The sequence below is a fragment of the Burkholderia sp. 3C genome, from assembly GCF_054589155.1.
This window is the reverse complement of record NZ_BAAILN010000076.1, coordinates 58,007-79,148: the sequence shown is the minus strand read 5'-3', so window position 1 is coordinate 79,148 and position 21,142 is coordinate 58,007. Positions and strand designations below refer to the sequence as shown.

General features: G+C 67.2%; 22 protein-coding genes and 1 pseudogene. 5 read left to right on the top strand and 18 right to left on the bottom strand.

From position 1 onward, the window contains the following. Window positions 1-177 precede the first annotated feature (177 nt). Window positions 178-618, top strand: coding sequence for a hypothetical protein (locus tag ACYP33_RS14015; RefSeq protein WP_414451714.1), 441 nt, complete (start codon window positions 178-180; stop codon window positions 616-618). Window positions 619-721: 103 nt separating this feature from the next. On the opposite strand, the gene ACYP33_RS14010 is transcribed toward ACYP33_RS14015, so the two are convergent. Further along, window positions 722-1,642 carry an NAD(P)-dependent oxidoreductase gene (locus ACYP33_RS14010; RefSeq protein ID WP_459622389.1) on the bottom strand — a complete coding sequence of 307 codons (921 nt, stop codon included), beginning with the start codon at window positions 1,640-1,642 and terminating at the stop codon, window positions 722-724. Between the two features lie 74 nt (window positions 1,643-1,716). Between ACYP33_RS14010 and ACYP33_RS14005 the strand changes: the two genes are divergently transcribed. Together ACYP33_RS14005 and ACYP33_RS14000 are read left to right on the top strand one after the other, a co-directional pair. Then, window positions 1,717-1,926 carry a dodecin gene (locus tag ACYP33_RS14005; RefSeq protein ID WP_414442082.1) on the top strand — a complete coding sequence of 70 codons (210 nt, stop codon included), beginning with the start codon at window positions 1,717-1,719 and terminating at the stop codon, window positions 1,924-1,926. A 162-nt stretch (window positions 1,927-2,088) separates the two neighbouring features. Then, window positions 2,089-3,018 (top strand): LysR substrate-binding domain-containing protein, encoded by a 930-nt coding sequence (locus tag ACYP33_RS14000; protein WP_414451712.1) that lies wholly within the window; start codon window positions 2,089-2,091, stop codon window positions 3,016-3,018. A gap of 64 nt (window positions 3,019-3,082) precedes the next feature. Here the strand turns inward: ACYP33_RS14000 and ACYP33_RS13995 are convergent, their stop codons facing one another. Then, the gene (locus ACYP33_RS13995; RefSeq protein ID WP_459622386.1) at window positions 3,083-4,495 is read right to left on the bottom strand and encodes an 8-oxoguanine deaminase; all 1,413 of its coding nucleotides are present in this window, start codon (window positions 4,493-4,495) and stop codon (window positions 3,083-3,085) included. A gap of 560 nt (window positions 4,496-5,055) precedes the next feature. Between ACYP33_RS13995 and uraH the strand changes: the two genes are divergently transcribed. Together uraH and ACYP33_RS13985 are read left to right on the top strand one after the other, a co-directional pair. Beyond that, on the top strand, window positions 5,056-5,409 hold the full coding sequence (gene uraH, locus ACYP33_RS13990; RefSeq protein WP_414442085.1) for a hydroxyisourate hydrolase: 354 nt from the start codon (window positions 5,056-5,058) through the stop codon (window positions 5,407-5,409). Between the two features lie 68 nt (window positions 5,410-5,477). Then, on the top strand, window positions 5,478-6,671 hold the full coding sequence (locus ACYP33_RS13985; RefSeq protein ID WP_459622384.1) for a urate hydroxylase PuuD: 1,194 nt from the start codon (window positions 5,478-5,480) through the stop codon (window positions 6,669-6,671). 218 nt (window positions 6,672-6,889) lie between these two features. Here ACYP33_RS13985 and ACYP33_RS13980 read toward each other — a convergent pair. From ACYP33_RS13980 to ACYP33_RS13905, 16 genes and pseudogenes are all read right to left on the bottom strand, one after another. Continuing rightward, window positions 6,890-7,105, bottom strand: a pseudogene (locus ACYP33_RS13980) (aldo/keto reductase); the annotation flags it as partial. 140 nt (window positions 7,106-7,245) lie between these two features. Beyond that, on the bottom strand, window positions 7,246-7,758 hold the full coding sequence (locus ACYP33_RS13975; protein WP_414442087.1) for an ureidoglycolate lyase: 513 nt from the start codon (window positions 7,756-7,758) through the stop codon (window positions 7,246-7,248). Then, the gene (gene alc, locus ACYP33_RS13970) at window positions 7,755-8,765 is read right to left on the bottom strand and encodes an allantoicase (RefSeq protein ID WP_414451708.1); all 1,011 of its coding nucleotides are present in this window, start codon (window positions 8,763-8,765) and stop codon (window positions 7,755-7,757) included. Before alc ends, ACYP33_RS13975 begins: the two co-directional genes overlap by 4 nt. A 105-nt stretch (window positions 8,766-8,870) precedes the next feature. Further along, a complete protein-coding gene (gene uraD / locus ACYP33_RS13965) occupies window positions 8,871-9,392 on the bottom strand; it encodes a 2-oxo-4-hydroxy-4-carboxy-5-ureidoimidazoline decarboxylase (protein ID WP_414451707.1) in 522 nt (173 codons plus the stop codon). After that, window positions 9,389-10,339, bottom strand: a complete 951-nt coding sequence (gene puuE / locus ACYP33_RS13960) for an allantoinase PuuE (protein WP_459622381.1) — start codon at window positions 10,337-10,339, stop codon at window positions 9,389-9,391. The genes uraD and puuE overlap by 4 nt, the downstream gene beginning before the upstream one ends. A 169-nt stretch (window positions 10,340-10,508) precedes the next feature. Next, window positions 10,509-11,342 (bottom strand): aspartate/glutamate racemase family protein, encoded by an 834-nt coding sequence (locus ACYP33_RS13955; protein ID WP_459622379.1) that lies wholly within the window; start codon window positions 11,340-11,342, stop codon window positions 10,509-10,511. 49 nt (window positions 11,343-11,391) lie between these two features. Next, window positions 11,392-12,867: an NCS1 family nucleobase:cation symporter-1 gene (locus tag ACYP33_RS13950; protein ID WP_459622377.1), complete on the bottom strand. Its 1,476-nt coding sequence runs from the start codon at window positions 12,865-12,867 to the stop codon at window positions 11,392-11,394. Between the two features lie 146 nt (window positions 12,868-13,013). Then, window positions 13,014-13,709, bottom strand: a complete 696-nt coding sequence (locus ACYP33_RS13945; RefSeq protein WP_459622375.1) for a GntR family transcriptional regulator — start codon at window positions 13,707-13,709, stop codon at window positions 13,014-13,016. A gap of 321 nt (window positions 13,710-14,030) precedes the next feature. After that, window positions 14,031-14,969: a muramoyltetrapeptide carboxypeptidase gene (gene ldcA, locus ACYP33_RS13940; RefSeq protein WP_459622373.1), complete on the bottom strand. Its 939-nt coding sequence runs from the start codon at window positions 14,967-14,969 to the stop codon at window positions 14,031-14,033. 56 nt (window positions 14,970-15,025) lie between these two features. After that, entirely contained in the window at window positions 15,026-15,643 is a 618-nt protein-coding gene (gene tadA / locus ACYP33_RS13935) for a tRNA adenosine(34) deaminase TadA (protein WP_459622439.1), read from the bottom strand. Window positions 15,644-15,699: 56 nt separating this feature from the next. Then, window positions 15,700-16,101 carry a DnaJ family domain-containing protein gene (locus ACYP33_RS13930; protein WP_414442096.1) on the bottom strand — a complete coding sequence of 134 codons (402 nt, stop codon included), beginning with the start codon at window positions 16,099-16,101 and terminating at the stop codon, window positions 15,700-15,702. A 480-nt stretch (window positions 16,102-16,581) separates the two neighbouring features. Further along, complete coding sequence (locus ACYP33_RS13925; protein WP_459622371.1) at window positions 16,582-17,571, bottom strand: aldo/keto reductase; 990 nt, start codon at window positions 17,569-17,571, stop codon at window positions 16,582-16,584. A 78-nt stretch (window positions 17,572-17,649) separates the two neighbouring features. Then, on the bottom strand, window positions 17,650-18,156 hold the full coding sequence (locus tag ACYP33_RS13920; protein WP_414451701.1) for a DUF1993 domain-containing protein: 507 nt from the start codon (window positions 18,154-18,156) through the stop codon (window positions 17,650-17,652). Window positions 18,157-18,354: 198 nt separating this feature from the next. Beyond that, window positions 18,355-19,296, bottom strand: a complete 942-nt coding sequence (locus ACYP33_RS13915; protein ID WP_459622366.1) for an oxidoreductase — start codon at window positions 19,294-19,296, stop codon at window positions 18,355-18,357. After that, the gene (locus ACYP33_RS13910; protein WP_459622365.1) at window positions 19,293-20,168 is read right to left on the bottom strand and encodes an SDR family NAD(P)-dependent oxidoreductase; all 876 of its coding nucleotides are present in this window, start codon (window positions 20,166-20,168) and stop codon (window positions 19,293-19,295) included. Before ACYP33_RS13910 ends, ACYP33_RS13915 begins: the two co-directional genes overlap by 4 nt. A gap of 96 nt (window positions 20,169-20,264) precedes the next feature. Further along, window positions 20,265-20,843, bottom strand: a complete 579-nt coding sequence (locus tag ACYP33_RS13905; RefSeq protein WP_414442101.1) for a TetR/AcrR family transcriptional regulator — start codon at window positions 20,841-20,843, stop codon at window positions 20,265-20,267. Window positions 20,844-21,142: the final 299 nt, after the last annotated feature.

The following is a 21,142-nucleotide window of genomic DNA, read 5'->3' as shown; positions in this document are numbered from 1 at the left end:
GCGCCTACATGACGATCAGGGTTTGGGACGCATCGGCAATGCTCGGCATCACTGAACATCGTGAAGCCGGCTTTTTCGTATGCTATAAAAGATCGACATGCGGGCGCGCTAGCCGGTTTGGGGGTGGGTCGCATGACAAAGCCACAAATCTTGCAATCGTTTTTGACGCGAGTGTTTATGTCCTTTCCGAAAAAACGCCGACGCGTGCAGGAAGACGGCCAGGAATCGTTTCTGGCCGTCCTGCATCATGCGAAGCCGTTCGCCCAGCTCGATACGAAGATCTCCCGCGCCCGCGCCCAGGACGAACCGGTGCTGTACGCCCACGTGCTGCCCGGCCTCGACGTGCTGCTGTGCACCGTGCGCGGCGCGCAACCGCCGTATCCGGCCATCGCCGACCTGCGCAAGCGCTGCATCGAATCGATCAGCAACGCGCTCGAACAGCCGATCGAAGGGCTGGAGAACGGCGGTTACTGGTACGAGGCGAGCGGCTTCGGCTTTCTCGTGTTCGCGAGCCGCGCGCGCGCCCGCATCCTGCCGGAGTTCGCGGCGGGGGCGAGCGTCGGCGAGCGCAGCGCGGGCCGGCAGAATGCCGGCGACACGACACCCCGGTCGCTCTGACCGGATTCAATCGAACGGGCCGCGACGTTGCGGCCCGATTCGTTTGGGCACACCGCCGCGCACATGCCGTGGCGGCGCTTCGTCCGATACGGCAGCGAACGCGTCAGCCGCGCGCGTGCGGACGGACGATATCGATGAACGCCGAAAAATCCGCGCCGGCCAAGCCCATCGCCGAACCCAGGCGCAGCACTTGCTGCACCGCGCCCGCCACCGGCATCGCCGCGCCCACTTCGCGCGCGGCATCGGCAACCGCTTCGGCATCCTTCCTGAACGTGCTCAACGCGCCGAGCGGTGCGTGGCCGCTGGCCGTCATGCGCGGCACGAAGGTTTGCAGCAGCACCGAATCGGCCCAGCCGCCCGCGAGCGCTTCGGCCAGGCGTGCCGCATCGATGCCGCTGGCTTGCGCGAGCCCCACCGCTTCGGCGATCGCCGCCACCGTGGCCGTCACGATCGCCTGATTGCAGAGCTTGGCCGTCTGCCCCGCGCCGGCGTCGCCAAGATGCGTGAGCCGCGACGCATAGGCGCCAATCAAGTCGCGCACGGCGTCGATGTCCTCGCGCGGGCCACCGGCCATCACCGCGAGCGTGCCGGCCTCGGCGCCGGGCACGCCGCCCGAGACGGGCGCATCGATCCACGCCACCTGCTGCGCCGCCGCGCGCGCCGCATAGTCGCGGGTGGCCGCTGGCGGAATCGACGAATGGTCGACGATGCGGCGCAAGCGCCGCGTGCCCGGCTCGCCCGACAGCAGGCCACCCGGGCCGAACACCACATCGCCCACCGCGGCCGCGTCGAACACGCACAGCATCACGGTGTCGACGCGCTCCGCCATCTCGCGCGGCGTATCGACCACCTGCGCGCCCTCGCCCGCCAGCGCCTCGGCTTTGGCCCGCGAGCGGTTCCAGACCTGCACGGCATGCCCCGCGCGCAGCCAGTGCCGAATCATCGGCGCCCCCATCAGGCCCGGTCCGCAAAATCCTGCTTCCACGTGGTTTCTCGCAATCGGATTGAACTCGGTGCCCATCATACCGATCACTCAAGGATGCGCGGCCGGGTGCATCGCCGCACGGCACGCATGAACCCAACTTTTCAGGAGGCACCATGACCGACCATGTTTACAAGACGATCGAACTGACCGGCTCGTCGCAGAAGTCGAGCGACGACGCAATCCGCAACGCCATCGCCAAGGCCGCCAAGACACTGCACGGCCTGAACTGGTTCGAGGTGGTGGAGACGCGCGGCCACATCGACGGCGACCAGGTCCAGCACTGGCAGGTCACGCTGAAGGTGGGCGTGCGCCTCGACGACTGACCGAAACCGACCGGCCCCGTTAGCCAGGCCCGCCATCGCGGCACGCTTCAATACGCCGCGATGGCGGTTTACGCCGTCTTGACGCTCCTTTCTGTCCATATTAAAAATCGTATGTCACAACGATCTATCGATCAGCCCGGACATATATAACTTGGAGAGAACATGAGCCAACAACGCGAGGCGATCGACACCTACCTGCTGCGCGTCATGCATACGCTGCTGATGGAACGCAGCGTCACACGCACGGCGGTCAAGCTGAACCAGTCACAGCCCGCGATCAGCGCCGCACTGCGCCGCCTGCGCGACATCACCGGCGACCCGCTGCTGGTGCGCGGCAAGTCGGGCATGGTCCCGACCGAATACGGCCTGCGCCTGCTCGAACCGGTACAGAACGCGCTGCGTGAAATCGACCGCATCAAGTTCCAGCAACACAACTTCGATCCCGCCACCTCGATCCGCTGCTACCGGATCGGCTGCCCCGATTACCTGAACGTGCTGTTCGTGCCGACCGTGGTCGAGCGCTTCCGGCAGGCCGCGCCGAACGCAACGCTCGAATTCCATTCGCTCGGCCCCGCGTTCGACTACGAGCTGGCGCTGGAAGACGGCAAGCTCGACATCGTGGTCGGCAACTGGCCCGAGCCGCCCGAGCAACTGCACCTGTCGAACCTGTTCGTCGACCAGATCGTCTGCCTGATGAGCAATGCGCACCCGTTCGCCAAGCGCGGCGGGCTGACGCTCGATCAGTACCTCAATGCGCCGCACCTCGCACCGACCCCCTACTCGGTTGGCCAGCGCGGTGCGATCGACGTGCACCTGGCGCGCGAGCGGCTCAAGCGCCATGTGGTCGTGACGCTGCCGTACTTCAATCTCGCGCCGTACGTGCTCGTGAAATCGGATCTGATCTTCACGACCACGCGCCTGTTCGCCGATCACTACGCGAAGTTCCTGCCGCTGTCGGTGATACCCGCGCCGCTCGATTTCCCGCCGATGCAGTATTACCAGCTCTGGCACGAACGCTGCCATTACTCGGACGAAGTGCGCTGGCTGCGTGGCCTCGTGGCCGAGGCAACCCGCACGCTGATCGGCGCCTAACCGGCCGCGGCGCAAGACGACGTTGCGCTCGCGCCGTGAACACAGCGCGATCGACGCTCGAGCTTCAGCGCGCCGCTTCCATCAAGTTGCGCGCAAGCGCGTTGTGGCGCTCGATCACCGGCCCGAGATCGAGCGTCGCCAGACGCCCTTCGCGCACCACCACCCGCCCGTTGACCACGCTCCACGCCACCTGCGACGGCGCGCAGAACACCAGCGCCGCAACTGGGTCGTGCAGCGCGCCGGCGAACGACGGCTGATTCAGATCGAACGCGACGAAGTCGGCCGCCATGCCCGGCGCGAGCGCGCCGATGTCGTCGCGGCCGAGCACCCGCGCGCCGCCGAGCGTGGCGATTTCGAGCGCCTCGCGCGCCGTCATCGCATCGGGGCCGAAGCCGACGCGTTGCAGCAGCAACGCCTGGCGCGCCTCGGCCACCATCTGCGCGCCGTCGTTCGACGCCGAGCCGTCCACGCCCAAGCCCACCGGCACGCCCGCGAGCCGCATGCGCCGCACCGGTGCGATGCCCGACGCGAGCCGCATGTTCGAGCATGGGCAATGCGCGACGCCCGTGCCCGTGCGCCCGAACAGCGCGATGCCGGCCTCGTCGAGCTGCACGCAGTGCGCATGCCAGACATCGGGGCCGACCCAGCCGAGATCCTCGGCGTATTCGGCCGGCGTCATGCCGAACTTTTCGAGGCTGTAGGCGACGTCGTTGAGGTTTTCCGCGAGGTGCGTATGCAGCGACACGCCGTGCGCGCGCGCCAGCTTCGCCGATTCGCGCATCAGGTCGCGGCTCACCGAGAACGGCGAACACGGCGCCACCACCACGCGCAGCATCGCGTAGCGGCCGGCGTCGTGATAGGTCTCGATCAGGCGTTGCGTGTCGGCGAGGATCGCGTCCTCGCGCTCCACCACCGAGTCGGGCGGCAGGCCGCCGTCGCGCTGCCCGACGCTCATGCTGCCGCGGCTCGCGTGAAAGCGCAGGCCGATGCGCTGCGCCGCCGCGATGCTGTCATCGAGCCGCGCGCCGTTCGGGTAGAGATACAGATGGTCGCTCGACGTCGTGCAGCCCGACAGCAGCAACTCGGCCATCGCCGTCAGCGTCGAGATTTCGATCATCTCGGGCGTCAGGTGCGCCCAGATCCGGTAAAGATTCGTGAGCCAGCCGAACAGCTCGGCGTTCTGCGCGGCCGGCACGGCGCGCGTCAGGCTCTGGTACATGTGGTGATGCGTATTGACGAGGCCCGGCATCAGCAGATGACCACGCAGGTCGAGCACCTCGTCGGCCGTGTCGGGCAAGGTGTCGGTCGGGCCGGCCGCGACGATGCGGTTGCCTTCGATATAGAGCCCGCCGTCGCGAATCTCGCGGCGCTGGTCGTCCATCGTCACCAGCACGTCGGCGTGGCGCACCAGCAACGTGCGGCCGCGCGGGGTCGCACCGGCCGGTGCGGAGGGATCGGTTCGGGATGAGGTCGGCATGGAGGATCTCCGTTCGGTTGCGCCGCCCGTGCCGCGCTGCAATGCGTCGCATGAGGCTGGCGTGTGGCTGAACGGCGTCCGGACGGATGCGGCGGCACCGACCGTGCCGCTGCGCCCTGTCGAACGCCCGTGGCCCGGTTACCCGGCGTGCTCGCCGTCTTCGGGGTGCGCACGGCCGGAGGATTCCTGGGATCGAGCCCATGCGGCCACGCGCGAACCGGCCGAGCATCGCCTGCCACGACACGCGACGCAAGCCGCCACCTCAAATACTTCACTTCACGCCGGCAATATGATCGGCTAAGTTGGATCTCGGACAACCGGCTGCGTGCCTGCCTGCACCGGCAATCCGGACAAACCCGGCGCGTGACGCGGCCGCTCATGCACCCCGGCTTATCTTCTATATCGCGCGGCGAATCGTGACGCGAGCATTCTTAAAATGGCCACTCGGCGCGCGCTTCGATCCGCCGACGGGTATGTAGCCACGAACGTGGAGCCTCGATCCGCCATCCCCTGGATCGACGCCGCGTTTACTCATCGCATTCACACAAGGACACTGGCGAATGGGCAAGCTCACCACCCACGTACTCGATACCGCGCACGGCCGCCCCGGCGCCGGCATCCGGATCGAACTGCATGCGATCGACGGCGCCGCGCGCCGCGCGCTCGTCACCGCCACCACCAATGACGACGGCCGCTGCGACAGCCCGCTGCTCGAAGGCGCGGCGCTCGTCGCCGGCGAATACGAACTGACCTTCCATGCCGGCGATTACTTCGCCGCGATCGGCGTCAAGGTGCCCGAACCGCGCTTCGTCGATCGCGTCGTGCTGCGCTTCGGCGTGGCCGATGCCGGCGCGCACTATCACGTGCCGCTGCTCGTCTCGCCGTGGTCGTACAGCACCTATCGCGGCAGCTGACACCCCGGCGCACGATCCCCACCCGATCACACCGATAACAAGAACTTGAGTCTGTCCGGAGGAGTTTCATGGAAGGTTTCATCACCGACTGGCTGAACCTCGCACTGCGCTGGTTGCACGTCATCGTCGCGATTGCCTGGATCGGCGAATCGTTTTATTTCGTTGCCCTCGACAACAGCCTGAAGCCGCCCAAGGATCCGAACCAGCGCCAGCGCGGCGTGTTCGGCGAGCTGTGGCACGTGCATGGCGGTGGCTTCTACAACATGCAGAAGTACACCGTCGCACCGCCTGAAATGCCGGAAGACCTGCACTGGTCGAAATGGCCGTCGTACACCACGTGGATGTCCGGCTTCGGCCTGTTCTTCGTGCTCTACCTGCTTGCGCCAAACACCTACCTGATCGACCGCAACGTGCTCGACATGGGGCCGGTGGTGGCCGTGGCCTCGGCGCTCGGCTTCCTGATGGCGGGCTGGATCGTCTACGACTGCGCGTGCCGCCTGCTCGGCAACCGCGATCGCCTGCTCGGCGTGTTCGTCGGGCTGTACGTGGTGGCGGCCGCCTGGCTCGCGTGCCACATCTTCTCGGGGCGCGCGGCGTATCTGATCGTGGGCGCGATGCTGGCGACCATCATGACGGCCAACGTGTTCTTCGTGATCATCCCCGGCCAGCGCAAGATGGTCGACAAGATGCTCAAGGGTGAAACGCCGAACCCGATCTACGGCAAGCGCGGCAAGCAGCGCTCGGTGCACAACACGTATTTCACGCTGCCGGTGGTGTTCGCGATGCTGTCGAACCACTATGCGATGACCTACACGAACCGCTACAACTGGATCGTGCTCGTGCTGATCATGCTGGCGGGCGCGCTGATCCGGCAGTTCTTCGTGATGCGCCATCGCGGCCAGCAGCTCTGGTATCTGCCGCTCGGCGGCGTGGCACTGATGTTCGTCGCGCTGATCTGGACCATGCCGCGCCCGGTCGCGCCGCAAGCCGAGGCGGCCAATCTGCCGAAGCTGACGGTGAAGGACATCGAGCCGGTCATGCAGCAGCGCTGCGTGGCCTGCCACTCGGCCAAGCCGACGATGATGGGCAGCGCCCCGGCCGGCGTGATGTTCGACACGCCCGACGAAATCGCGCAGAACGGGCAGCGCATTTATCAGCAGGCCGTGCAGTTGAAGGCGATGCCGATCGGGAACGTCACGCACATGACCGACGACGAGCGGACGAAGATCGCGGCCTGGTTCGAGGGAGGCGCGGCGAAATAAGCGTCGGTGGATCTGCAACTGGAACGGGTTCGCCGATGGCGAACCCGTTTTGCTTTCGGGGGTGGGCTGATCGTCCTGGGCAGAAGTGTTCAGGTCCGTTGCGGGCCCGCGACGGCGATCGGCATCGATGCTGGCTCCAGTCTCGCTTCAGTGGAACGGGCATCGACCGGAGGAGATACACCGCCCACACCGAACTCCCTCAGCGTTACGCTTGCCGCTTACTCGAATCCCGTAATCGCATGCGGCACGTAGGCGGCTTCGAGCGCCTTGATCTCGTCAGCGCTCAGGCTGACGTCCAGCGCGGCAACCGCATCATCGAGATGACGTGTCTTGGACGCCCCCACGATCGGCGCGGACACGCCGGCCTTGGCGAGCACCCAGGCAAGCGCCACCTGGGCCATCGGCACGCCGCGCGCCAATGCAATTTTCTCGACCTCGCGAATCACCACGTTGTTCAGAAATTGGATGACGCTGCAAAACGGCGTCCGAAAACAAGAAGGCCCTGCGAACCAAGGTTCGCAGGGCCTTCCTGACCATCACCACGCGCCGCTCAGGCGAGCCGGCAACTACACGCTCAAGCCGCCACTCGATGCATCGCCTCATCCGTCAACCAAAGCGACTCTCCAAGCACCTGCTCATTGAGATTGAGCCCCTCTCCGCCGCGATCGACCACGACGAAATCGCTGACTTCCTCCAGCGCAATCAGCGGGTGATGCCAAACCCCCTTCGCGTAATTGACGCCTTGCCAGCCGCTCGACACGAACGCGCGGATCTTCGTGGCATCGAGCTCGCCGGCGGGCGCCACGACGACGAGATAAGGCTGCGTCGACAGCGGCAGGAACGCCTGGCTGCCAAGAGGATGCCGTTCGAGCATCGTGACCTCGAACGGCAGCGCGCGCGGCTGCCCGCGAAACAGGTTGACGAGCGTACGGCCGCCCTCATCGTTCACGTCGACGTGGGCGAGATCGTGAAAGCGGATCGTCGTGCCGAGATTGATCGGGATCTGCTTCGCGCCCTCGGTCTCGATCACGTCGCCGAACGGCGCGAATGCCTCACGCGTCAGCGCCTCGATGGTCAGCGTCTTCATTGGCCGAGCGTGCCCCACAAACGCAGACGCGATACGCCACCGTCCGGAATGATGTTCAGGCGCACGTGCGTGACCGGGCCGAGCGCGGCCAGCTCCGATTCGAAGATGTGCTGCTTGTCCATCTGCAACTTCTGCTCGCCGAGCAGCACCGGCCAGAACATCGCCTGCGTGACGAGCGAGCTGTCGGTGCCGCCCGTCACCTGGGCGGCCTGGATCGAGCAGCGATCGGGATAGTTGCCCTTGAAGTGCGCGGTATCGACTTCGATCTTGCGGATCACGCCCGGCCGCGCCAGCGCGATGATCGCCCAGTCGTTGCCCGGCTCGCGGCGGCGACGCGTTTCCCAACCATCGCCCATGTTTACGCCACGGCCCGGCAGCAGGATGGTCGAGGCCGGCCCGAAATGCTGGTTGTTCGCGGCAACCACATAGCCGCCGTTCTCCATCGCGGCCAGATCGAACAGCTCGCTGCGGCTCGCGCCTTCCCAATCGAGCTGCGGTTGGCCGTAGACGCGCAGCCGCGCGATGCCGCCATCGGGATAGATGTTGACGCGCAAGTGCGTGTACGGCGCGGCGTCGTTCACGTCGACGTAGTGGTGGTGATTGCCCTGCAGCGTGGTGGACGGCACGATCTCGACCCAGCGCGTCGACTGGTTCGGTGCGCCGTCCGCATGGCAGGCCTCGACCGACGCGGCCGGCGGGAAGTTGCCGGTGAAGTGGCTGGTATCGATGTCGAGGCCCTTGATCACGCCGGGGCGTGCGAGCTTCACGATGCACCAGTCGTAGCCGGACACACGCTTGCGGCGCGTTTCCCAACCGTCCATCCACTTGCCGTGATCGTCGTACTTGCCCGGAATGAACACGGCCGGCTCCGGATTCAGCATGCGATCCTTCGGTGCGAAGAAATCGTCGCTCGCCTCGAGTGCCTGTGCCCCGAGACGCGGATCGGCGAGGTTCACGTAGCGACGCGTGAATTCGGGAGCATTGGGATCGAGCAGCGGCATGGCCATGATGAGGTCCTTATTCGAAGTGCGTGAAAAGCGCGGCGCCCGCCTTGACGGGCGCGACGTGTGCGTCGCGTCGCGCGGCAAACCCCGCGCGGTGCGTGGCGAAACTCAGGCGTCGATCAGATCGTCGAGCCGCAGGCGCGCGATCCGGTAGATCTGGTCGAGGCTGGCGCGCAACTCCTGCTCGCGCGTGTTGGCCACGCGCGCTTCGAAGTTGGCGATGATGCCGTGGCGGTCGTAGCCGCGCACGGCAAGAATGAACGGGAATCCGAACTTCTCGCGATAGGTGCGATTGAGCTGCTGCAAGCGATCGAACTCGGCCTGCGTGCATTGATCGAGGCCGGCCCCGCTCTGCTCGCGCGTCGATTCGGCGGTCAGCTCGCCGCGCACGGCGGCCTTGCCGGCCAGCTCCGGGTGGGCATTGATCAGCGCGAGCTGCGGCTCCACGCCGGCCTGCTCGACCACGCCGGACATCGTCGCGTGCAGCGCATCGATGCTTGCGTAAGGGCGCGCGCCGGCCGCCGCCTCGGCCACCCAGGGCGAATGCTCGAAAATGCCCGACAGCGTGGCGACGAACCCGTCGGTCGTCATGGTGTTCAGTTCTGCCAACGTGTATTGCATCGCCTTCATGCCGTCCCTTCGCGTCGGTTGGTGGAATACGGATGGTGTTCGCGCCAGTGGCGCGCGATGTCGACGCGGCGCGTCACCCACACGCGATCGTGCCGCTCGATGTGATCGAGGAAGCGCTGCAAGGCGCGGAAGCGGCCGGGCCGGCCAAGCAGCCGGCAATGCATGCCGATCGACAGCATCTTCGGCGCTTCGTCGCCCTCTTCGTACAGCACGTCGAACGCATCGCGCAGGTACTGGAAGAAATGGTCGGCCGTGTTGAAACCCTGCGGCGTCGCGAAGCGCATGTCGTTGGTGTCGAGCGTGTACGGCACGATCAGTTGCGGCACGCTTGTGCCGCCCGTGACGGGCACCTCGGCCCAGAACGGCAGGTCGTCGCCGTAGTAATCGGAGTCGTACAGGAACCCGCCGTGCTCGGCCACCAGCCGGCGCGTATTGGGGCTGTCGCGGCCGGTATACCAGCCGAGCGGCCGCACGCCGGTCACGCGCTCGATCGCTTCCATGCCGAGCCGCATGTGCTCGGCCTCGCGTTCGGGCGTCATGTCCTGATAGTGGATCCAGCGCCAGCCGTGACACGCGATCTCGTGGCCCAGCTCGACGAACGCGCGCGACAGCTCGGGGTGCCGCTCCATCGCCATGCCCACGCCGAATACCGTCAGCGGCAGGCCGCGTTTCTCGAACTCGCGCAGAATTCGCCACACGCCCGCGCGCGAGCCGTATTCGTAGATCGATTCCATGCTCATGTGACGGGACGGATAAGCCGCCGCGCCGACGATCTCGGACAGGAATTGTTCGGAGCCCGGATCACCGTGCAGCACGCAGTTCTCGCCGCCTTCCTCGTAATTGAGCACGAACTGCACGGCGACGCGCGCGCGCCCCGGCCAGTTCGCCTGCACCGGATACCGGCCGTAGCCGATCAGATCGCGCGGATAGTGGGAATCGTGTGACATGGTGGAGTACGAATGAAATCCCGTGGAGAGGGGTTCGCAACGGCGCGCGGAGACGGGATTCGGCGGGCAATCCGTGACGGATCGGACGTCTTCGTGCACCGTTGCGAGGGATGGGCCAGTGTAGCGAAAAGGCCTCGCAACGCGCATACAGCCAAACCGATAGTGCGTGTCACACCGGGTGTATGTGCGCTTGCGGCATGCGCGCCGGCGCGGCCTCGGCGGTGGCAACCGAGGCCGTGCTGCCGGCGATGCCGGCCGGCAGGCCGTCGGCATCGGGGCCGAATCGCGCGAACTCGCCGTCGTAGCGCTTCGCGAGCGGGCGCGCATAGTCGCCGCGCTTGGCCGTCGACAGGCGCAGCGCAACCAGCATCTCGACCCATTTCACGGCGGCCGTCACGCCCTCCACCACCGGCGCGCCGATCGCCTGCTCCACCTCGCGCGCGAACTCGGCCATGCCTGCGCAGCCGAGCACGATCGCACCGGCGCCGTCCTCGTCGAGCGCGCGACGGCATTCGTCCACGATCAACTGGCGCGCCGGCGAACCGGGCCGGTCGAGTTCGAGCACGGCCACGTCGGTGGCGCGCACGTTGCGGCAGAAGCGCTGCATGCCGTAGCGTTCGGCCAGATGCCAGGCCAGGCCGCAGGTACGCGACAGCGTGGTCACCACCGAGAAGCCGGGCGCGAGCACGCTGGCCGCGTGCATCGCGGCCTCGGCGATGCCGATCACCGGGCCGCGCGCGATCTCGCGCGCCGCGTACAGGCCCGGATCGCCGAAGCAGGCGATCACGTAGCCGTCAAAGCCGTCGCGCTCGCCGGCCGCGATTTCGGCCAACAGGCCCGGCACCGCGAGCGCGTCGTCGTAGTGGCTCTCGATCGACGGCGGCCCCATGGTCGGGCTGACCGCCACCACGGCGGTGCCGGCGTTGACGACCTCGCGCGCGCAGCGCCCCATCGCGTCGGTCATGCGCTGCGTGGTGTTCGGATTGATGAGCTTGATTTTCATTGTCGTCTCCTGAATTTCCATCTCGGCCACGTTCGGGCCGGCACGCCGCTCACTTCGCGATGGCGCGATACACGAGCCCGGCCAGGATCGCGCCGACGAACCACGAGAAGTTGGCGAGCGCGCCCAGCGACGGCACCATCACGCAGGCGATCGCGATCGCCGCGGCCGGCAGCAGTGCGAACACCGCACGCCGGTTCACGCCGCCGCGATACCAGTACGCGCCCGTTTCCGACAGCGTGTACAGATCGTCGCGATCGAGCTTGCCGCGCTTGATCAGGTAGAAGTCGACGATCAGGACACCGTACAGTGGCCCGATGAAGCTGCCGAGCACGTCGAGCGTGTAATGGATCACGGCCGGGTTGTTGAACAGGTTCCACGGCGTGATGAAGATCGACGCCACGGCGGCCAGCATCCCGCCCGCGCGCCAGCTGATCAGGCGCGGCGCGACGTTCGAGAAGTCGAACGCCGGCGACACGAAGTTCGCGACGATGTTGATGCCGATGGTGGCGATCGTGAAGGTCAGCGCACCGAGGATCACCGCGGTCGGATGATCGATGCGGCCGACGGTTGCGACCGGGTCGGTAATCAGTTCTCCGAACACCGGCAGCGTGGCGGCCGTGGTGATCACGGTCACCAGCGAGAACGCCAGGAAGTTGACCGGCAGGCCCCAGAAATTGCCGCGCTTCACGGCGCGATAGCTGTTGCAGTAGCGCGAGAAATCGCCGAAGTTCAGCATCGGCCCCGAGAAATACGACACCACCAGCGCGATCGCCGTGATCATCACCGGAATCGCAGCGGCGCCGTGATAGCGCACGCCGCCCAGGTTCAGGCCGATGTTGCGCCAGCCCGCGCGCCACACCATGTAGCCGGCCAGCACGAACATCACCACGTACACGGCCGGCCCGGCGAAGTCGATGAACTTCTTGATGGTTTCCATGCCGTTCCAGAACACCAGCGCCTGCAGCACCCAGAGCAGCATGAAGCCGGCCCAGCCGAGCGCCGACAGCCCGAGGAAGCCGTAGCGGTGCACGTCCGCATAGGGCATCCATTGCGGCACGAACTTGAGCACCACGATCACCAGCGCACTGGAAGCGAGAAAGGTCTGGATGCCGTACCAGGCCACCGCGATCAGGCCACGGATCACGGCCGGCACGTTGGCGCCGAGCACGCCGAAGGTGGCGCGGCAGGCCACCGGATACGGCACGCCGAGCTGCTGGCTCGGCCGGGCGATCAGGTTGCAGAGCGCGTTGACGATCGCGATGCCGACGATCAGCGACACCAGCACCTGCCAGCTCGTCAGGCCCAGCGCGAACAGGCTGCCGGCGAACACGTAGCCGCCCACCGAATGCACGTCCGACATCCAGAACGCGAAGATGTTGTAGGCGCCCCAGCCTTGTTTTTCGAGCGGTGCGAGGTCGTCGTTGTAGAGCCGCTCGCTGTAGGCGGCGGGCCGCAGCGCCTCGCCGTCCGGAGGGGTGCCCGCGTGATACGGGGGGTTGGCCTGCGCGATACCGAACTGAGCCATGACATCTCCTTGCCTGCCGCGGTCGAGCCGCGCGATCGTCATTGAAATCGCGGCCCGACATCGAGGTCAGGCCACGCCCGCGTGCGGCAGCGAGGCTGCCGCCAGCATTCCGTCAGCTCGTCGGCGCGGGCGTGGCGCGCGGGCCGTCAGCCCGCGCCGCCGAACACGTCGCGCAAATCGACCGCACCCTGCGCGGGGCGATCCAGCATCCTCAGTTCCACGTGCTGCAGGTGATGCGCCATCAGCTTCGCCGCCCGCGCGGCATCGCCGGCTTCGAGCGCCGCGACGATCTCAGTGTGATCGTCGAACGAGCACGCGTTGCGACCGTGCGCCTCGTAGAGCGCCGACATCAGCGTCGAGCGCGCCACCAGCCCGTTCAGGCAATCGCACAGCGTGCCGTTGCCGGTCAACGCGGCGAGCGCCGTGTGGAACTCGCCCGACAGCCGGATCCACGCGGCGAAATCGCGCCGCTCGAACGCATCGCGCTCGCGCTCGATACCGCTCGCGACGCCCTTCAGGCGCTTCGCACCCGGTCCCGTCGCCAGCCGTTCGACCACCGCCAGCTCGATGATCCGCCGCAGCTCGAACACCTCGTGCACCTCTTGCAGCGACGGGCTGGCGACGAACGCACCGCGGTTCGGCTCGAGATCGACGAGCCGGTCCGTCGCCAGCAGCGCGAGCGCCTGCCGGATCGGGCCGCGCTTCACGCCGAACACGTCGCACAACTGCGCCTCGGTCAGCTTCGCGCCCGGCGCGAGCCGATGCTCGAGGATCGCAGTGCGGATCCGTTCGGCAATCGCTTCCGGCGTCAGCGCCGGCGCTGCGGTTTCCTGCTTGGTCATGTTTGCTATCTCGTTATGTTCGTCATGCTAGGGCGGACATAAATATTGTCAACAATTTATCCCGCCGATTTTGCACGATTGTCGACCATTGAAACGCGCCCAAACGGTGCGAGTGCGTCAAGATCGTGCATCCACAAGGCCCTCATGCACGCCAGTCAAGACTTTCACTCTCGACTGATCGAATATTTTGTCAACAATCCATGCGCAACGATGGCGCATGCCGCCCTCGAAGTCGCTTCGAATGTCGGACCGTTAGTTGCGATTTTTGGATATAAAAAAAGGCGGATCTCCGCCTTTTGTCGCGCGCTGCCGCGTCGATTCCTATCGGGCCAGCACCGGATAGTCGGATACCGACAGCCGGAACCCATGTTCGTTGGCGACGAGCTGCGCCTGCCCCCCCACCGGCAACGTGACCATGTCGGGCACGTGGCCGAACTGCAAGCCCGTCACGACCGGAATGCCGATCGTCTCGCGCACCTGGTCGATCATCGCCTGCATGTCGTAGCCGTTGTCGTAGTCGAAGGCGCGCGCGCCGGTAAACTGCCCGAGCACGAGCGCCTGCTGGCGCGCCAGGATGCCGGCGTAATGGAGCGTGTAGATCATCCGTTCGATGCGAAACGGCTGCTCGTTCACGTCCTCGATGAACAGGATGCCGCCTTCGATCTGCGGCATGTACGGCGTGCCGACCAGCGAGGCCAGGATCGCGAGATTGCCGCCCCACAACGTGCCCGCCACGTTGACCGCCTGCTGTTGCGGGGCATCGCCGAGGATCGTGGTGGTGGGTTGTGAAAGCGTCGACCAGAACTGCGTCATGGTGAATTCGCTCGGCGTCACGGCGCCGAAATCGGCCGACAGCATCGGGCCGCCGAAGCTTTTGACGCCCGATTTGGCCAGCAGCGCGAGCTGGATCGCCGTGAAATCGCTGTGGCCGCATAGCGCGACAGGCTGGTCGCGCAGGCGTTCGAGCGCGCGGTAGTCGAGGCGTTCGAGGATGCGCGCCGCGCCCGAGCCGCCGCGCACCGCCAGGCCGATGTCGGGCAGCGGCTGCGACCGGTCGCCGAGGCGGTTCAGGTCGTCGGCGCGCTCGGCGTCGGTGCCGGCGAAGCGCTGGTGGCGCCGCTGCGTGGCGGCCAGGTTTTGCACCACGTGATGCTGATCGCCGAAACGTTCGATCGCGCGCTGGATCGCGGCCGGATCGTGCGGATAGCCGGACGGCCCGAGCAGTCGGATGGTGCGCGGCGAGAGAGAGGTGGAAGCCATCGGTCGCGTATCGAAAAAGGGGACAGCCCGGTTAGAGCCAGGCGATGGCGACTGGTTCAGTCGGCCGTGGAGGCGCTGTCATCGCGGTGGTCGTGGCCGCAGCCGCAGGCCTTGCCGTCCGGCTGCGCCGCCGCGTCGGCATTGGCCGCCTGTCGCGCCTCGCGCGCCGCCCGGCGGCGTTCGGCGAAGAACGTGCGCAGCGCATCGCCGCAGGCGTCGGCGAGCACACCGCCCGTCACGGTCGCGTGGTGGTTCAGTTGCGGATTGGCGAACGCGTCGATCACGCTGCCGCACGCGCCCGTTTTCGGATCGGCCGCACCGAACACCACGCGGGCGATCCGCGCGTGCATGATCGCGCCCGAACACATCAGGCACGGTTCGAGCGTCACGTAGAGTTCGCAGCCCGGCAGGCGATAGTTGCCGAGCGCTTGCGCAGCCGCGCGCAAGGCGGCCATTTCGGCGTGAGCCGACGGATCGTGGCCGCCGATCGGATGATTGAAGCCGCGTGCGATCACTTCGTCGCCGCGCACGATCACCGCGCCCACCGGCACCTCGCCCGCGGCACGCGCCTGCTCGGCCGCTTCCAGCGCCATGCGCATGTAGTAGCGGTCGCGTTCGGCAGCCGGGTCGACAGCGGAAGCAGCGGGAGCGGAAAGATCCGTGGAATCGGGCACAACGGGAAGATCGTCGGAGGTGGCGCGCGCGTCGCGCGCCGGGGGGAATGCGCTGCTCACGCGGCCCCCGCTTCGCCGGCGCCATCGTCGAGCACGCGCTCGGACAGGCGTTCGGCAATGCGGCGGCAGTATTCGCGCGGCACGACCAGCGGGCCGCCGCGCAACGATTCGAGAGCCATGTCGAGGGCCAGCATCTTGGCCTGCAGGCGGCACCGCGTGGCGCGATCGCTGACCGCGCGCATTTCGTCCTGCAGGTGGCACAAGGCGCGAAGCTGCTCGAGCGCGGGCGGGGCAAAGCCCGCGTGCTTCAGGATCCGATTGGCCATCTGCACCTCGGCCGGGACGAGCAGACCGTCATCCAGTTCCGTCGGCGCACCGGTTCCCGGCAGGTCGTTGAACTCCCCACGCGCAGCGGCAGCGGCAATACGTTGTTCGACCAGGGCGTCAAGCAGTCTCATTCGAGCAATTCAAGGCAATGCGGCCTGGCGATTCTAACAGGGGATCGGGCAACTGCCAGCCCTCTGGAGCAAATGCTCGATTGCCGCACTCGCCCATTGACGAAAGCCGTTATGCTGGCCCGGATTGTCACGGCGCGGCCGGCAGATCGGCCGGCCGCGCCGCCGGACCGGATTGAAGGAGGAAATTGCCGTGCGCAGTGCAATTCGAACAGGGCTTGTCCTGGCCGCCGCCGTGCTTCTGCTGGGCTTGAGCGGCTGCGGCGTGTTTTGCAGCGGGGCCGGCACCAACGGCTGGGCCGGCGGGGCATGCGGAACGACGATGCGTTTCTGACCCCATGACGGAGGCCGCGGCAGCAGCGGGCGCCTGGGGCTTGGGGCGCGACCAAAATCGCGACAATGCGCCGCAGTTCATGCATCACCTCATGCCGTCGTCCCCGCCGTCATCCAGTCGGGCATGCGCCCCGCTCCCGCCGCCCGGCCTCAGCGATTGACCAGCGCCAACCCGGCCGGCAGATAACGGTCGCCCGCCACGCCGATCTCGGCCAGCACCGCGTCGAGCTTCGCGACATCGTCGTCGCCCAGCACCAGATCGGCCGCGCCGAGGTTGTCTTCCAGATACCGCCGGCGCTTGGTACCCGGGATCGGCACGATGTCGTCGCCTGCGCGCAACATCCACGCCAACGCCACCTGGGCCGCCGTCACGCCGCGCGCCGCCGCGATCGCCTGCACGGATTCCGCGATCCGCAGGTTTGCGTCGAAATTCTCGCGCTGGAAACGCGGGTCGTTGGTCACGCGATAGTCGCGCTCGCCGATCTCGTCGAGCGATTTCACTTGGCCCGTCAGGAACCCGCGTCCGAGCGGGCTGAACGGCACGAGGCCGATGCCCAGTTCGCGCAGCACCGGCAGCACGTTCGCCTCGAGATTGCGCTCCCAGATCGAATACTCGCTTTGCAGCGCCGACACCGGCTGCACCGCGTGCGCACGGCGGATCGCGTCCTCGCCCGCTTCCGACATGCCGAAAAACCGCACCTTGCCTTCCGCGATCAGGTCGCGCACGGCGCCGGCCATGTCTTCCACCGGCACGGCCGGATCGACACGATGCTGGTACAACAGATCGATATGGTCGGTGCGCAGCCGCTTGAGCGAGCCGTGCACCGCCTCGCGGATATGTTCGGGCCGGCTGTCGGTACCGCTCTGCTTGCCTTCCGGCGAGATGCGGAAGCCGAACTTGGTCGCGATCGTCACCTCGTGACGGCGCCCTTCGAGCGCGCGGCCGAGCAGTTCCTCGTTCGTGAACGGCCCGTAAACCTCCGCCGTATCGAGAAACGTGCAGCCGAGCTCGATCGCGCGATGCAGCGTGGCGATCGATTCGGCGTCGTCGGGCGTGCCGTAGGACTGGCTCATGCCCATGCAGCCCAGCCCGATCGTCGACACTTCAAGGCCTTGTCGGCCCAGCTTGCGTTGTTTCATTGCGGATTCCTCGTGGGTTGAGCAGTGTCGTGACGGCCGGCGTGTCGGCACGCCGGCCGGGCAATGGCGCGCAATCGCTCAACGCAGGCCCAGGTAATCCATCTTGCCGAGCGGCACGCCGTTGTGACGCAGGATGTCGTAGGCCGTCGTCACGTGGAAATAGAAGTTCGGCAGCACGAACGTCGACACGTAGCTCAGGCCCGTGAATTCGAGCGCACCGCTGCGCAGCGGCAGCGTGACGGTGCGCGTGGCCGCGTCGGCGAACTGCGCGGCATCGACCGATTCCGCGAACGCGATGGTCTTGGCGATGCGCTCGCGCAGCTCGGCGAAGCTTTGTTCGGTATCGGGGAACGACGGCACGTCGATGCCGGCCAGGCGCGCCACGCAGCCCTTCACGGCATCGGTGGCCACCTGCACCTGGGCCGACAGCGGCAGCATGTCCTCGAACAGGCGGGCGGTGGTCAGCGTGGCGGGGTCGATGCCCTTCTCGCTCGCGTGCGCCTCGCCCTTGTCGAGAATCTTCGACAGGTTGCGCAGGCCGCGCACCAGCGCGGAAATGGAAACGTCGTACAGGGAAACGGACATGGGAGCTCCTGACTGGGTGGGGTGCATCGATGCGCCGGCTTCGCGGCGTTCGGTCGCAAGCTTAATGCGATTCGCCGATCGCCGCAGACATCGGGCGATCGGCGCACCAAGCGGGAACGGATCTGTACGCTTTTCGTAACGACGGCGTAAGCCGGGCGCCGATTGTTCGCGATCGGCGCACGCAGGACGCCCCGGCGCTCAGGGCGACGGCCAGTTCACGCCCGTCAACGCCTCCGATACCGTCCAGAGCCTGGCGGCCACGGCCTTGTCGCGCGCCTCGGCGCCCACCTTTGCCGGGCCGACCGGCCCGAGCAGCTCGAAGCGGTGTTGCGGCCCGTAATAGCCTGCGCGATCGGCCTCGGGCGAGGTCGCCGCGAACAGCGTCGGCAGCGCGCCGGCCGCCGCCGATTGCGAGACCCACGGATACGACTGCGCCATCAGCCAGCGCAACAGCGCGCTGCGCCCCGTCGCGCCGAGGTTCGGGCCGGCGCTCTGCAAACCGGTGCGCGCGAAGCCCGGATGCGCGGCCGTCACGTGCAGCCCCCAGCCGGCCGCATCGCTGCGCCGCTGCAACTCGAACGCGAACATCAGGATCGCGAGCTTCGACTGCGCATAGGCCTGCCACGGCGCATAGCGGCGAACCCATTGCAGGTCGTCGAAATGAATCGCGGCGCGCAAGCGGTGTGCCCCGCTGCTGACGATCACCACGCGCGGCGCCGGAGCCGCGCGCAGCATCGGCAGCAGCAGGCCGGTCAGCGCGAAGTGCGACAGGTAGTTGGTGCCGAACTGCAGCTCGAAGCCGTCCGCCGTGGCGTGACGCACGGGCGGCGTCATGACCCCGGCGTTGTCGATCAGCAGATCGAGCACCGGATGCCGCGCCGTCAATTCGGCCGCGAAACCGCGCACCGCGTCGAGGCTGGCCAGATCGACGCGTCGGTACTCGACCTCGGCACGCGGATGCGCGGCGCGAATCGCCCGCAACGCGGCCTCGCCCTTCGCATCGTCGCGGCCGGCCAGCAGCACGCGCGCGCCCGCGCCGGCCAGCGCGAGCGCCGTTTCGTAGCCGATGCCGCCGGTCGCGCCGGTCACCACCGCGAATCGGCCGCGTTGACTCGGGATGTCGCGCACGCTCCAGTTCATGACGAGGCCTTCAGGGAGTCGAGTCCGTCGGGAAGATTAGCATCGGCAAAGTGCGTCGACAGCGACGTGTCGCGCCAGTGCGCGGCCTGTTCGGCGCGCAGCGTCTCGGCCTGCTCGCAGACGAACAGCGCATCGCCGCCGAGCAGCAGCCGCATCGGCACATCGTCGCGGCGCGACAGCTCGACGATCAACGCCGCGATCCGGGCCGGGTCGCCCATTTCGCGGCCCGCGTAACCGTTGAGCAGGTTCAGGATCTTGCCGACCGACGCCTCGTAGTCGGGCAGCATCGCCGGTGTCGCCTGCTTGGCTCGGTCGGCCCACTCGGTGCGCATGCCGCCCGGCTCCAGCGTGCAGACGCGCACGCCGAACGGCGCGGCCTCGTGGCCGACCACGTCGCTGAAGCCGCCCACCGCCCATTTCGCGGCCTGATACGCCGACATCCCCGGCGCCGCGCTGCGCCCGCCCACCGACGACACCTGGAAGATATGGCCCGCGCGCTGCGCGCGCATCACCGGCAAGGCCGCGCGCGTCAGGTTGACCACGCCGAACAGGTTGGTTTCCACCTGCGCGCGAAAATCGTCCGCGCCCATCTGCTCAAACGGCGCCATGTGGCCGTAACCGGCGTTGTTGACGAGCACGTCGAGCCGGCCGAACGATTCGCTTGCGACGGCCACGGCGCGCTGCGCGGCCGCCTCGTCCGTCACGTCGAGTTCGACCACGCGCAGACGATCGCCGTGGCGCTCGGCCAGATCCGCCAGGCGCGACGGCTCGCGCACCCCGGCCACCAGCCGATCCCCCGCCGCCAACACGGCTTCCGAAATCGCACGACCCAGGCCGCGCGCCGCTCCCGTTACCAACCAGACCTTCGACATAATTTGCTCCTCGATAAAAATGAATGATTACTCACTCATTAAACAACGCGATGCGGCGACCGAAATCGGTCGCGCCGCCGTCGCGCGTGATGGCGATCAGTGCGCCTGCAAGGCGGCCCAGATCGCCCGAAAACCGGCTTCGCGGTACGCTTCCTGCTGCTCGGGCTCGCGCGCGATGCTGTCCATCGTGACCTCGGCCATCGACGAAAACAGCGCGCCGCAAAAATTCATGACCTGCTCGTCCGACAGCCCGCTCATGCCCGACAGGCATTCGCGAAACATGTCGCGTACCGCGCCGAACCCGCTCGCGCCGGCCACGCGGTTCGCTTCCTCGATGTTCGCGCCCACCTCGAGCTGGCGCAGCGCGCGCCGCCCGTCGGGATGCGTCACGCCCCACCCCACAAAGGCGTTCCAGGCGTGGCGAGCACGCCGCTCGACGCTGTCCCCATGCGGAAACGCGCCCATCATCGCCGAGCGCAGGCCGTCCTTCAGATGCAGGTACAGCGCGTTCAGCAGCGCATCCTTGGTGTCGAAATAGGTGAACACCGTGCCTTCGGCCACCCCGGCCAGCCGCGCGATGCGCGCCGTGGTGGCGGCCGCGCCGTGCTCGGCCAGCGCGCGCGCGGCGGCATCGAGGATCGCTTCCTGTTTGTCGGCACTGCGAGGACGGGCCAAAACCGTGCACCTATAAATGAGTGATTGCTCAATCATAGATAAGCACGCCACCACGCACAAGAGAAATTTCTCTTTGATGCATCGCAATGTGCCCCTTTAACCGGTTTCGGCCGGTCGCGCGTGTTTAGCGCGCCGCCGCGCAACACACGACGCGACGGGCCTTCGCGGCCCACCCGGCCCACCCACGTGAAATTCGTGCAGCATGCCGGTGCGCGAAGTCGCGCAAAACCGGGCACACTGAGCGTTTTCCGCAGCACCGCGGCGCAACATGCGCCGTCCGTTCAACGCTCATCGACTTG